The sequence below is a fragment of the Planococcus rifietoensis genome, assembly GCF_001465795.2.
GTDB lineage: Bacteria > Bacillota > Bacilli > Bacillales_A > Planococcaceae > Planococcus > Planococcus rifietoensis.
This window is the reverse complement of the sequence record NZ_CP013659.2, coordinates 271,231-285,371: the sequence shown is the minus strand read 5'-3', so window position 1 is coordinate 285,371 and position 14,141 is coordinate 271,231. Positions and strand designations below refer to the sequence as shown.

Annotated in this window: 8 protein-coding genes and 1 riboswitch; of the genes, 2 read left to right on the top strand and 6 right to left on the bottom strand. The window is 52.1% G+C overall.

All coding sequences use genetic code 11. From position 1 onward, the window contains the following. Positions 1-20 precede the first annotated feature (20 nt). Positions 21-1,502, top strand: a complete 1,482-nt coding sequence (locus AUC31_RS01415; RefSeq protein WP_058381729.1) for a phytoene desaturase family protein — start codon at positions 21-23, stop codon at positions 1,500-1,502. An 86-nt stretch (positions 1,503-1,588) separates the two neighbouring features. On the opposite strand, the gene AUC31_RS01410 is transcribed toward AUC31_RS01415, so the two are convergent. Next, on the bottom strand, positions 1,589-2,560 hold the full coding sequence (locus tag AUC31_RS01410) for a F510_1955 family glycosylhydrolase (RefSeq protein WP_058381730.1): 972 nt from the start codon (positions 2,558-2,560) through the stop codon (positions 1,589-1,591). Between the two features lie 272 nt (positions 2,561-2,832). Between AUC31_RS01410 and AUC31_RS01405 the strand changes: the two genes are divergently transcribed. Next, positions 2,833-3,804, top strand: a complete 972-nt coding sequence (locus AUC31_RS01405; RefSeq protein WP_058381731.1) for a cation diffusion facilitator family transporter — start codon at positions 2,833-2,835, stop codon at positions 3,802-3,804. Positions 3,805-4,001: 197 nt separating this feature from the next. Here AUC31_RS01405 and AUC31_RS01400 read toward each other — a convergent pair whose 3' ends face one another. From AUC31_RS01400 to AUC31_RS01380, 5 genes are all read right to left on the bottom strand, one after another. After that, complete coding sequence (locus AUC31_RS01400; RefSeq protein WP_058381732.1) at positions 4,002-5,003, bottom strand: LLM class flavin-dependent oxidoreductase; 1,002 nt, start codon at positions 5,001-5,003, stop codon at positions 4,002-4,004. A gap of 426 nt (positions 5,004-5,429) precedes the next feature. Then, positions 5,430-8,867 (bottom strand): methionine synthase, encoded by a 3,438-nt coding sequence (gene metH, locus AUC31_RS01395; RefSeq protein WP_058381733.1) that lies wholly within the window; start codon positions 8,865-8,867, stop codon positions 5,430-5,432. Next, on the bottom strand, positions 8,860-10,707 hold the full coding sequence (locus AUC31_RS01390; RefSeq protein WP_058383702.1) for a bifunctional homocysteine S-methyltransferase/methylenetetrahydrofolate reductase: 1,848 nt from the start codon (positions 10,705-10,707) through the stop codon (positions 8,860-8,862). Before AUC31_RS01390 ends, metH begins: the two co-directional genes overlap by 8 nt. 102 nt (positions 10,708-10,809) lie before the next feature. Next, positions 10,810-10,910, bottom strand: a riboswitch (SAM riboswitch). 103 nt (positions 10,911-11,013) lie between these two features. Beyond that, a complete protein-coding gene (locus AUC31_RS01385; RefSeq protein ID WP_058381734.1) occupies positions 11,014-11,847 on the bottom strand; it encodes a DUF6920 family protein in 834 nt (277 codons plus the stop codon). A 147-nt stretch (positions 11,848-11,994) separates the two neighbouring features. Continuing rightward, positions 11,995-13,989, bottom strand: coding sequence for an acyltransferase family protein (locus AUC31_RS01380; RefSeq protein WP_058381735.1), 1,995 nt, complete (start codon positions 13,987-13,989; stop codon positions 11,995-11,997). Between the last annotated feature and the right edge of the window lie 152 nt (positions 13,990-14,141).

Below are 14,141 nucleotides of genomic sequence, written 5' to 3'. Positions count from 1 at the left end.
GGGAGAAATGAGGGGACATGATGACAAAACGCATATTGGTCGTCGGTGCCGGCATCGGCGGATTGACGGCCGGATCCTTACTGGCAAAAGAAGGCTATGACGTGACCGTGCTCGAAGCTGCAGCAGAACTCGGCGGCTGCGCCGGAAAATACAAGCGCCATCCGTATTTATTTCCAGTCGGTGCGACGCTCGGCATGGGACTCGAGCCCGGCGGCATTCATGAACGCGTATTCCGCCACCTCGGAAAGCCAATGGAACTTGAACCGCTCGAGCGGGTGATGGAAATGGTTCATCCGACAGGCACTTTCGTTTTCCATAAAGACCGCAGGAGGCATGTGCGCGAACTCGCTGCGCATTTTCCACAGCATAAAACCGCGATTCTGTCGTTCTATGCGGAATTGTACCGGACGGCGCGTATCACCCGCACCTTGATGGGGCCGCTGCCTGCGTTGCCGCCAGCCAATGCGCGGGAATGGGCGGCGCTCACGAAAGCCTTGCGCCCGGTTCATTTGCGCCTGCTGCCGAAATTCCAGCTGACGCTCGGCGAAGTGTTGAAAAAGCACGGCCTCCACGAACTCGATGCGTTCCGTCATGTGCTCGATGGGCTGTTGATCGACAGCATGCAGACGACGACGGAAGATGTCTCGTATTTGCTCGCGGCCGTGGCGCTTGATATCTATCACGAAGGTGCTTATTACGTCCCCGGCGGCTTGTACCGGTTTGCAGAATTGATGGCGGACAGCATTAAAGAAAATGGCGGCAAAGTGAAAAAGCCGCGCACCGTTCAGACACTCGAACATAAAGATGGTGTCTGGCATGCCAGCGACCAGCGCGGCAACATGTACGAAGCGGATGCCGTCGTTTTCAATGCGCCGATCCAGTTATTGACAGAGCTGTTGCCGGTCGATCATCATCACCGGTTAAAGCGCCCGCTGCAAGAAGGCATCAGCACCGAAACCTGGACGACTTTGACTTTGTATTTGGCGATCGATGCGGAGAAACTGGCAGCACCGCTTCCTGAATTCCGCCAGCTTTCAAGCGGTGCGGCCATGGATGAAGGGCATCATTTCTTCATGTCGGCCTCGCGCATGGATGACCGGCTGCGCGCACCTGAAGGCTTCCAGACCGTGACCATTTCGACGCATTCGATGCCGGGGTATTGGCAGTCTCAAGAGGATTATGAAACGATGCGCACCGAACTTTCCGAACGCATGTTGGAGTTGATCGAGCAGCATATCCCGGGCTTCCGCTCGGCGATCGTCCACGTCGAAAGCGGCGCCCCGCTCGCCTGGCAGCATTATACCGGACGGCCGAATGGCTATGTCGGCGGTTTCGCACAGACTTTGGATGCGGCTTTGTTCAAATCCATTTCGCATCATAGCGGGCTGCCGGGATTGTATTTGACAGGCGACCACATCTTCCCGGGCGGCGGCACGATCGGCGTCGCTGCAAGCGGCATCCATTGCGCACGCTCGATTTCCGGAAAAGCTTTGCTGACGTAAAAAGCACCCGCCCTCAAATCTGAGGGCGGGTGTTGATCGTTTGTCATGCTAGGCTTCCACTAGATAAGGTATTCACTTATTGCCGCTTACTGCACTTGCCCAGCATTCAAAATTTGCGTCCAGTTTTCACCGGCATCCTGCGTCTGCCATGCATGGCCTTTGGCTGTATAAATTGCCAGCTGCTCCGGATTCTCCGGATGCTGCGCCACATAAACGACGCCGTCTTCTGTCATCTCCGGCAAGGAAATCTCCTCTTCGCCGCCTGACAAATCGCGTTTCACGAGTTTTGCCTCTTCACTGTACGTGGCGTAATAAAGTGCATCTTCACTGAAGAATGCTGCGGTCCCGAGTTCGCCTTCTGTAATGCGCGAAAAGCTCTCGCCTCCATCTTCAGACAAAAAGATGCCTTGGTTCGACGCTGCTGCGATCATCATCGAATCATCGGGATGCATTGCAAGATAGGTCACTTTGCCGTCAAGCCCTTCTGCTGCTGTCTGCTGCCACGTCTCTCCGGCATCGTCACTTCGGTGGAAGCCGGTTTCCATCTCGGAATTTGCCTGCGGGTTGAAGACGAACAAATTGTTCGTATTGTAGCCGACTGCCATTTCATGAAAATCGGTTTCCCCTTCAAATCCGAGGTCGTCGAAAGTTTCTCCCCCGTCATCACTGCGTTTGATACCAAGCGGATTTTGCATGCCGGATTGCATATCAGGATGCCCTGATGTTACAAAACCGGTTGCTGTCGCATTAAAGCCCATGAAATCATGGTATTGGTCTTCGATTTCTGTCCACTTTCCGTCGCGGTGCACTTTCAATCCATGATGCGAAGCGAAATACAATCCGCCATTTTCTTCGATATAGCCCATGCCATGGACATGGTCCATCACGCCGTCAAACGGGACTTCAAGCTCCATGGCTGCACTATCCACAGCCGAAGCGGTTTCGGTTTCTTCAGCGGATTCAGTTGCCGTGTCGGTTGGATCTTCTGCCGTTTCTGCGCCGCAAGCTGAAATGAACAGCCCGGCTGCCATCACCGGCCATAACCAGTTCTTTTTCATCGCTCGATCTTCCTCTCTGTTGTGCTATTTCTATAGTTTCATGGTCCGAATCAAAGGTCAACTAATTGCGCAAAATGATGCATCTTTGTCACAAAATACAGACTCCGCCACTTATCGGTCAAAAACGAGCGAACTGACAGCCGACGGATTAAGAACACTTGAAATTTTTCTCCATCAAGCTTTTCTTTCTCGCAAGCCATACGTTTTGTGCCCGTTAATAAGGGAATAAACTTACGTGATCTTATAATTTCCCTAGAAAGAAGGCAAGCATTATGAAAGAATTTATCGGGTTGCTGAAATTCGGTACGAAATCGGCATTATGGGCAGCAATTGTCAATACGATTGTCGCCATTATTAAAACTGCAGCTTACCTCATCACCGGTAACGTCGCCATGTTTGCAGAAATGATGCATAGTTACGGCGATGCTGCTAACCAATTTTTTGTTTTTATAGGTTCTGCACTGAGCAAGAAAGAACCAACAGAACGGTTTCCGGGCGGATTTGGCCGTTTAGTGAACCTGGTTTTATTAGGTGCGGTCCTGGTAGTCGGGGTACTTGCCTATGAAACGATTATAGAAGGAATCCACCACATTTCAAACGCCACCCATTCCGAGGATTGGTTCTGGCTTAACATTAGCGTTTTGGGAACAGCAGCCATTCTTGAAGCTGCCGTTCTTTATAAAGCCATGAAAGAAATCACGGAGCATTTACCAAAAGACCAAGTGAGCGGCTTCAAAATCATTCCTGCAAGTTACAAACATGCCAAAGAAGCAAAACCTGCCACCAAACTGGTTTTTCTAGAAGACAATGTGGCAGTCGGCGGAGCGTTATTGGCGCTATTGGCTATTGTCGTCTCCACCTACACACCCTTCCATAGCGCAACTGGCTATGCTTCCATCATTATCGGGATTTCGCTTATTGTAGTCGTCGGCCGAATCTTTCTCGACAATGCAGCCGGTGTTCTCGGCGTGGCAGATCTCGGCTTGCAAGCACGCATCGGCAGCAAACTCATGGAGCATCCACAAATAAGGGATATTCAAGATTTGTATGCTATTAAAGAAGGAGACAGCCTGCATATCGAACTCAAGGTGGAAGTAGATCCGTCAATGACAATCGAAGAAGCAGACGATATCCGGGATTATATTGAACAACAACTCAAAGAAAAGATAAAGAATGTCACAGATGTCATTATTGAATTCGACAAGGACGACGGGAAAGTTACTTGGACCAAACCGCAGGAATAAGGAACAATCGCTTGTTCTCGACCGGCAGCTTCGCCATTCTTTCTCAGCCTTTCCAGACAAAACCGCCAGGAAAATTCCTGGCGGTTTTGTTTATCAAACAATAGGCAGTGCCTGAGTGTCGATGTCCATTCAGACAATTCAAAGTGTAATTTCTAGTATACGAAGCGAGCACTCAGAAATTCCGATTTCTTACTACCTCATTTCATGTTAAATGCTTCAGCCAGTAAACGCACAGTGTCCATACGCGCCTGATGGCCGGCAATATTCGGGATGATGGTAATTTCATCGGCTTCGAACTGTTCGGCAACCGTTTCAATTTGCTCTTTAACTTGTTCGGCCGTACCAACGAGCATACGGCTTCTGTTGCGTTCGACGCGCTCTTGCTCTGTTGCACTGAGGCGCCGTTTTTCAGCTGTTCCAACCGACGGGTAATACGGCGGCTGGAAATCCGATTCGACGAACAATAGCCATAAATCGAATGCTTTAGCGAGTTGTTCGGCTTGCTCTTCCGTCTCGCCCACAATGGCGAAAACAGCGATGGTGACATGCGGCTGCTTACGCATTCCGGACGGGATAAACGTTTCGCGGTAGCGTTCGATCGCATCGATGCCCGCTTTTTCAGGGCGGGCGAAATGCGCATAGGCATACGCCATGCCGCGTTCAGCCGCAAGTTTCGCCGAGCCTTCACCTGTCCCGAGAAGCCACAGTTCAGGCGCTGTTTCTGTGATTGGTGTCGCTTTTAGTTTCTGGAAGCGGTGTTCACTGTCCACATCATCGGTGAAATATTTCTCCAGGTCGATGAGCTGCTGGGCATAGGGCACGCGCTTGCCTTTGGATTCGTTGAGCGCCTGGTTGACGAGCCGGAAGCTCGGTGAACGCCCGACGCCGAGATCGATCCGGTTCGGGTGCAGCGCTTCAAGCAGACGGAAATTCTCCGCCACTTTGTAGGCGCTGTAATGCGGCAGCATAACGCCGCCCGAGCCGATGCGCAGCCGTTCGGTGAGCGTTGCCAAATGCATCATGAGCATTTCCGGTGAACTGCCGGCAACGGAAAACACTTGATGGTGCTCCGCGACCCAATAGCGCTTGTAGCCTAAGCGGTCCGCCAGTTTCGCCAATTCCGCCGTCGAGCGCAGCGCGGAAGCCGCCGTTTCGCCTTCATCGATCGGCGAGTAATCCAAAATATTCAAGACGGTCATACGTCCGCACCTCCTTTTAATCTCTAATCTTCATCATACCACTCGAGCCCATTGAAAAAACGGATCATTGATTTCACGTTGATTTTCAGATTATTGAAGAAGGAATGACTACTTAAACTCATCAAATAGCAGGTATCCTTACAGACTCAAAAATTAATGAAAAGGCAAAGTGGCTTGGAGAAGTGTCTGCCCGTAAAACCTTCTGCTCAATAATGCTGCGCATTACTTCGCAAAGATAATGACTCACGTAGTTCGACCTTATCTTTCCAGTGGATCAGCGAGACGACCGAGACCCCGCAAGGAGCGAAGCGGATGAGGAGGCTTAGGCGCGAGCCCACGGAAAGCGGGCAGTAAACTTCGGAAAGCCACATTGACTTTAATTGTCCAATTTTAAAAAACGGACCAGGCTTCCCTGGTCCGTTTCCTTTATTCTACATTGAAATAACGCGCATCCGGGTGGGCGAAGACAATCGCCGATACCGATGCTTCCGGGTCCATCATGAATTCTTCCGTCAAGTGGACGCCGATGTCTTCTGGTTTGATAAGGCCGAACAATTTCGCCTGGTCCTCCAGATTCGGGCAGGCCGGGTAGCCGAACGAGAAGCGCTGCCCTTGGTACTTCGCCGCGAATCGGTCGCGCATCGAGAAATCCGTCGCGTCCGGGAAGCCCCATTGGTCGCGGATTTCCTGATGGATGCGTTCTGCAAATCCTTCCGCGAGTTCCAAAGCGGTCGCCTGCAGCGCATGGCTTTCGAGGAAACGCCCCGCCTCTTTCAAGCGTGTCGCTTCCGCACGTACGCCGTGCCCTGCCGTCACTTGCATGAACGCGACATAATCCATCTCGCCGCTTGCGGTTGATTTCAAGTAATCAGCCAGACAGAGGAATGGCGCTTTAGCTTGGCGCGGGAATGTGAAGCGCTCGATTTCCTTTTGAGCGTCTTTCGGGTCGTAGATGATGACATCGTCGCCGTCGGATTGCGCCGGGAAGAATTGATACATCCCTGCCGGCTTCAGTATTCCTGACTGGAGAAACTTGGTCGCGAGTTCGTGCAATTCCACAGCCCGCGCATCGCCTTGTTGCAACAGTTTGTCGCTATAGCCTCGGAGCCCCAAGTGATGGCCGATCAATGTGCGCATATTGACGTACGGGTATAGATGCGCGACTGAATACTCTTTCGATACATGCCTGCGCAAATCGTTCGGCACGTAAACTGGCGCATCTTCGCGAACGGTCTTGACCGGCTTTTCCAAAATGGCGACAGCGCCTTTTTCTGCGCGCGCGGCATCTTGTGCTTGGCGCTTTTCTTTTTGTGCGCCGAGTTCTTCGAGCAAGACTGCTTTTCCGGCACCGCTTTGCAGGCGGTTCGCAAGGTCCAGCCCTTGCATCGCGTCTTTGGCGTAAATGACAGGGCCGTTGTATTCCGCGGCGATTTTCGTTTCGGTAAAGCGGCGGGACAAGGCCGCACCGCCGACTAAAATCGGCACGTCGATATCCGCTTCACGGAAATCCTGTGCCGTCAACACCATCTGCTTGGCGGATTTCACAAGCAGCCCCGACAAGCCGACGATATCCGGCTGTTCTTTACGGATCACTTCGATGAGTGCTGCTGGCGTCACTTTGATGCCGATATCGATCACTTTAAAGCCGTTGTTCGACAAGATGATGTCGACCAAGTTTTTGCCAATATCGTGGACGTCGCCTTTGACAGTCGCGAGAATGACTTTGCCTTTTCCGCTATCATCCGCTTTCTTTTCCATAAAGCCTTCGAGATAGGACACAGCCGCTTTCATGACGCCGGCTGATTGCAGCACTTCTGCGACAATCAGCTGGTTGTCGTTGAACAAGCGCCCGACTTCCGCCATGCCTTCCATGAGCGGGCCGTTGATGATCTCGAGCGGGTCTTCGTACATCTCGCGCGCTTTCTCAAGATCGGGGATGAGCCCTTCTTTCGTGCCTTCGAGAATATAGTAAGCGAGGCGCTCCGGCACGGTATCCGGAATATCGTCCTCGGTTTTTTCCTTTTTCTTATCGCGGTAGAAATCCGTGAAGTCCGCCAAGTTTTTGTCGGTCGTCTCGAACAATAACTCTTCCGCCATCTTCACTTCTTCTTTCGGAATCGATGCAAAGCGCTCGAGCTTCTCGGTGTTGACGATTGCGTAATCAAGCCCGGCTTGCGTGCAATGGTAGAGATAAACGGCATTCAATACTTCGCGGCCGACCGGCGGCAAGCCAAACGACACATTCGACACACCGAGAATCGTCAAAGCGCGCGGCAGCTTTTCCTTGATGAGGCGGATGCCTTCGACCGTTTCAACCGCCGAGCCGATGTATTGCTCGTCGCCTGTTCCGACCGGGAACACGAGAGGATCGAAAATGATGTCTTCCGGTGCGAGCCCCCATTTTTCCGTCAGCAAGTGATACGAGCGTTCCGCAATTTCGAGTTTGCGCTCACGCGTCACCGCCATGCCGATTTCGTCAATCGTGCCGACGACGACCGAAGCGCCGTATTTTTTCACGAGCGGCATGACCGCATCAAAACGTTCTTCCCCGTCTTCCAAATTGATCGAGTTGATGATCGCTTTGCCTTGGGAGAATTTCAGCGACGCTTCGATAACGTCTTCATCCGTGGAGTCGATGACGAGCGGCACTTTCACTTTTTTGACGACTTCCTGCATGAATGCCGCCATGTCTTCAAGTTCGTCGCGGTCCGGGTTCGCCAGGCAAATATCGATGACGTGCGCACCGTTCTTCACTTGGGCGCGTGCGATTTCCGCCGCTTCCTCGAATTTCCCTTCGATAATGAGCCGCTTGAATTTGCGCGAACCGATGACGTTCGTGCGTTCGCCGACAAATAGCGGACGCATCGACTCGTCGTATTCGAGCACTTCGATGCCTGACACCGCATGTCCATGGCTCGTTTCATTGCGCTCGCGCGGAGCCAGCCCGTCGACCGCTTCACGCACTGCCGCAATATGTGCTGGTGTCGTGCCGCAACAGCCGCCGACGACATTGAGCCAGCCTTTTTCAGCAAAGCCGCGCAGTTTTTTCGACAAAGATTCCGGCGTCTCGTGGTAATGCCCTTCCTCGTCCGGCAGTCCGGCGTTCGGGTAGCAGCTGACATAGCCTGTCGACAGTTCAGACAGCGAACGCAAATGATCGGTCATGAATTCCGGCCCTGTCGCACAGTTCAAACCGACAGAAAGCGGCTTGATATGTTCGATCGACACGTAAAAGGCTTCAATCGTCTGTCCAGCAAGCGTTGTGCCCATCGGTTCGATCGTCCCTGAAATCATCACCGGCAATTCCACTCCGGTTTCTTCAAAGGCATCGCGTATCGCGATCGTCGCCGCTTTGACATTGAGCATATCCTGGCTCGTCTCAAGGAGTAGTAAATCCGCGCCCCCTTCGATTAAGGCTTTCGCCTGTACCTGGAAATCGGTTTTTAATTCGTCGAATGTAATGCCGCCTGTTACCGACAAAGTTTTCGTCGTCGGGCCGAGTGCGCCCGCAACAAAGCGCGGCCATTCCGGCGTCGAATATTTCGCTTGGCTGATTTTAGCGATTTCCACCGCTTTTTGATTGATTTCCGCTGCACGATGACCGAGCCCGTATTCATCCAAAACGACTGGCGTGCCGCCGAATGTGTTTGTGCAGATGATGTCAGCGCCCGCTTCCAAATAAGCGTCGTGCACCCCTTCAAGCACATCGGGTCGGACAATATTCAAGTATTCATTGCAGCCGTCGTATTCTTCGCCACCGAAATCCTCGGCAGACAAATCTGCATTTTGGATCATCGTCCCCATTGCACCGTCGATGATGAGGATGCGTTTTTCGAGCTGCTGTTCAATTAAATGTTTAGGCATAGGCACGATCGCTCGCTTTCTTTAAATCTAGTTGTCGGATGTGGCGGATCAATTCCACCGTCATGTCGTAGCGCACAAATGGCGTGATCAAATAAATGCCGTTGAACAATTCCGCTGCGGTATCGATCAATTCTTTCGCGATTTGGATGCCTTCCGCGGTCGATTTTTCTTTGTCTTCGCCGCAAGCCCTCATGCGGTCAAGTGCCTCTTCCGACAATTTGATGCCCGGTACTTCATTATGCAGGAAGTCGGCGCTGCGTATGCTCGTCAGCGGCATGACCCCAAGGAAAATCGGCGTGTCCAGATGCTTTGTCGCCTCGTGGATCTCGATGATTTTCTCTTTCGTATAGACCGGTTGTGAAATGAAATAATCCGCCCCGGCTTCGATTTTTTTCTCGAGCCTTTGAACAGCTCGCTCCACCACGCGGACGTTCGGGTTGAACGCGGCAGCGACCGAGAAATTCGCTTTTTTCCGGAGCGGTTTCCCGGAGAATGAAATGCCTTCGTTGAGCTTTTTGATGAGCTGGATCAATTCTAGGCTCGAGACATCATAGACGCTTGTCGCACCCGGAAAATCGCCGACTTTTGTCGGATCACCCGTAACGGCGAGTATGTCGTGGATACCAAGTGCGTTCAGCCCCATGATATGTGATTGCAGGCCGATCAAATTGCGGTCTCTACAGGTAATATGCGCAAGAGGTCTGACATCCTGCTTATGCTTGAGGATCGAGCCCATCGCCATATTACTGATGCGCGGCGAGGCCAGTGAATTGTCGGCCATCGTGATGGCATCGATGCCTTCTGCGTCCAATGCTTTTGAACCTTCAAGGAATTTCTCGACATCCAAATGGCGCGGCGTATCGAGTTCGACGATGATGGTCCGCTCGGTTTTCGCTTTTTCGTGCAAAGGCTTGTCTTTCAAGGCTTCCGCTTCACGGATGACGATCGGCTTTTTCTCTTCGACTTTCTTTTCGGTGATCGGCTGCAAATGGCCAATGCGTTTTTTCACCGCTTCGATATGCTTTGGCGTCGTGCCGCAACAACCGCCAATGAGGCGCACGCCTTCTTCGCGCAAAAGCAATGCCGCACGGCCGAAATAATCGGCTTCCGATTCATAGACGATGCGCCCGTCTTCAATATCCAATAGCGAAGCGTTCGGGTAAGCGGACAAAAAGGCTTTTTCCGGCAGTTCGACGCCTTCAAACGCCTGGATCGTATGGTGCGGGCCGAGACGGCAATTAACGCCGACAATTTCTGCGCCGAGCGCATCGAGCCGTTTCAATCCTTCGTTCAAGCTCATGCCGTTTTGCAAGATGCCGGGTTCGTGCATCGATAATTGCGCGATTAGCGGGGCGTCGGTCAGTTTCTTCAGATGGCTAACGGTCGCCGCCAGTTCCTCGAAATCATAATACGTCTCAAGCAGCAAGCCATCCGGGTCGCCGGACAATAGATGCTGTGCTTGCTGGTCGACCATGGCGACGATTTCATCCAAAGTCGCATCGCTTTTGCGGATGCCGCGGATGCCGCCGATTGTGCCGAGCACGAATTGCCCGCCGTCTTTTGCGGCTTTATTGGCGATCGCAATCGCCGCTTTATTGATCGCTTCGGTCTGTTCTTCGAGTCCATAGCGCGCCAGTTTATGGGCATTCGCCCCGTATGTGTTCGTTTGGATGATGTCCGCCCCGGCCGCAATATAGTCGCGGTGGATCTTCTCAATCACTTCCGGGCGCTGGATGTTCAATTCCTCGTTGCAGTATTCGATACCGTAGGAGTACAACAGCGTTCCCATAGCGCCGTCCGCCGTCAGCATCCGTTTTTTCAGTTCATCTAATAGCATGATTCGTCCTCCTCTGTCTGTTTGGCCGTGCAGCTGCGGACGCATCGATATAAACAAAAAAAGCCTTCCATGAAAAAGAAGGCTTTACGATATCGGACTCGTTCCTTTTCATCTGCCAGGCGTGTGCCTGCTGGAATTAGCACCTGACCTAACGGCTGGTTGCTGAAGCGTCATCGGGCCAGTCCCTCGACTTCTCTAGATAAGAATTCACTATGCAGTTTTTAGTATTCCCACATGATACCCCCTGTGGTGATTTGGGTCAAGGTGATTTATCAAAAAACAAAGAACTTTCTGTTACATTTCTGCTGCCTACCAGGCATCCGGGACACGCGGGTTGAATTTGGCGGCTTCGACGGTGAATTTGTACCAAGTGAAGGCTTGACCGTCGATGATCCAGGTGATGTCGATGCGCCGCGGGATTTCGATGCCGTCCACTGTTTGCCATTCATGCACTTCTGCGATGCACGGCAAGCGCTTGGCATCTTCGCCGACCTCTTTATAGCGCATCGCACGCGCCCGCTTCATGCGCCCTGTTTCATCAAACTCGAACGTTACATTGGCGGTCGACCCGTTATAGGTCATTTCCGCTTCCACTGAACGTTCGTTGCTGTTCAAAAACCGCACATACGGGCTGAACACTAGCCCCGGCAGCCAGGCCATTTCCATTAAAAAGCGCTGCAATGCCGATTCATCAAGCTTGCCGTCGGGAATTGCCCGGTTGATCGGCACGAGCCCCGCAAAGCGGATGCGCATGCCCGCACGGCCATCCCGAAAACTGTCAGACCCTGTGACGAACAAGCCGTCCACTTTCATGCGCGCTTTCCAATAAAACGACGGCGGGTCGACAAAACTGTATTGCTCGGCGGTCGATTCGCTCCATTCTTCCTGGTCGGGTTTGGTTTTCATCCAGCCCTCTTGCTTTACATAAACGCCCATCACCTGTTCACGGCCGACCGCGCCGCTGACTTCCAGCCATTTGGAGATCGGTTTCGGGAGATTGTCCGTTCTTGCCTGTTCCACTTCCCCGGCGTGCCGGACTTCCGGCCACGTCGGCTTGACGAGCCGCGTCATGTCTTTGTACTTTCGGTAAGCTCCGTATGCCCCAAGCGTTGTCAATGCTAAAACCGGCCATCTGCGTTTCATGCCACATACCCCTCTCCGATTTTGCTGCGCGTTCTCCGTAAACGGTTTCCTTTGTAACTCTTTCGACGCAGCACTTATTTTCCCTGCTCGGCGCCGCAATAGAAAACGCCTCCGGAAGATAGTCCTTCCGGAGGCGTTCGGTATTCATCAGTTTAAATTTTCAAGAGCCGGTTCAAGATGTTCTTTCAACGCCGGCCCCATTGTTTGTGAATAAAGCGTCGTCAAATGATGCTTATCCCGGTAGACGAGTACATTGCCGACCACAGGCGGGCACGTATCGTCCGTACAGAAATATTCGGACATATCGGCAAACGTCACATTGTTCGGGATGCCTTCCGTATTTTCCCACGGCACGACATCCGCCAAAGCTTTGTCGCGTTCCACCGAACAATTGTCGACGTTCAATTCATCGAGACAGAGCGTCGGGTCGACTTTCATGCGCGGGTTGTCGCGCACCGCGAAAATCTCCGCGACCCCTTCGAACTCTTTCCACTTATTGATATACCCTTTTGGCACCGTATCGCCAGAATTCACCGTCGCTGTCGTGAAGATCAAATCAGGCGGTTCTGCCATCAGGCGCTCTTGCAGATTATCATTCCACGTCATGCACGCTTCATCCAGCTGGCCGTCGAAATCGCCGCTTGAGAATCGGCAGGCATCTTTGTTATAGACATCGATGCGCATGTTCATTTCTTCTGCGACTGCTTCAAGCGCCGGGAACCAGTGCCCCGAATGCGATCCGCCGACCAAGGCCACGACATGCTCAGGGTTTTCCGTTACGCCAAACGAACATTCCTTGAGTTTCGAGCTGACACTGCCTGTCAAGAAGCAGTCTTTATCGCTATAGAATGTCGGCAAGTCTTCTTTCGCCGATAAAAAGTCTGGCTGCAGTTCCGCATCTTCTGCCGGCTGGATATTTTCCAATACGGCGCGGGCGCCGGGATTGTCTTCGATTGTTACCGGTTCGCTATTGCTGCTGCTCGCTTGGACGAAGACGCCCCACGAAAGGCCGACCAGAATTGCCGGTGTCATCAACGCGACCAATACTTTCGACAAGCGCTTTTTCGAATGCTTGACCGGCATCTCGCGCACCGGTTTTTCGACGAGTCGGATGGTCATGATCGACAAAACGAGCGTGATGGCCAAAATGCCGATGCCGCCAAGTGTTGTGACCGTTTCCGTATTGAAATAGGCATAGTAAAACACCAGCAACGGCCAATGCCATAAATAAAAGCCATAGGAAATGCTGCCGAAATACTGGAACGGCTTCGAACCAAGCAATTTCTGAACACCGAATGCCTGGCCATTTTCACTGGCGATAATAACCAAGATCACGCCACCGGTCGGCAGCAATGCCGCAAATCCCGGAAACACCGTCGATACAGGAAGCACCATACCGGTGAATGAGATAATCGCAAGCCCTACCCAACCCATGATGAGATGCGCACGGTCCGAAAATTTCAGATAAGGAAGCAATAATGCGAGCATCCCGCCGAGCGAGAATTCCCAAGCGCGGGCGAATGTATCAAAATACGCCCACGGCTGATTGACTGCGGTAATATAAACCGAATAGCTAAGTGAAGCGAGGAAAATCACCGATAGCACCGCCAGCAAAGTTTTGCGCACCGGCGTTTTCAGGATTTTTGTCGCCAACAGGTACACGAGCGTGATGACGATCGGCCACGTTACGTAAAACTGGCCCTGGATCGACAATGCCCAGAAATGCTGGAACGGGCTTGCAGTATTGTTCTGCGCCAAATAATCGACGGCGCTATTGGCAAGCTGCCAGTTCTGGAAATAGAACATCGACGAAAACAATTCGGCGATTGTCTGACGCCATGTGCTGAGCGGCAACAAGAAAATCGACAGCACGGCGCTTACGGCAAGTACCGTAAATGCCAGCGGAAACAACCGTTTCGCGAGCCCCAATAGATTTTCCAGATAATTGATGCGGCCTTCGCGCACCATCCGTGACAAAAGAGACGTCGTGATCAAATATCCCGAGACGATGAAAAAGACATCGACCCCGCCGGAAACCGACCCGATCCAAATATGATAGACTGCTACCAAAAGCGCTGCTACTGCGCGAATTCCTTCCAGCTCAGGCCGGAAGCGCTTTTCAGGCACCCGTAAATCTGACATTATATGTACCTCGCCATTCTGTAATTTTGTGGGAAAGGAATAGCTGAATACAAAAATACTTCTAGTTGTCTAATTATTGTTAAAGTGTAAATTTTTGAATAATTAAAATCCATTCCTTGCCAATTTAAGTGTAACTCAATCCCCTGCAACTC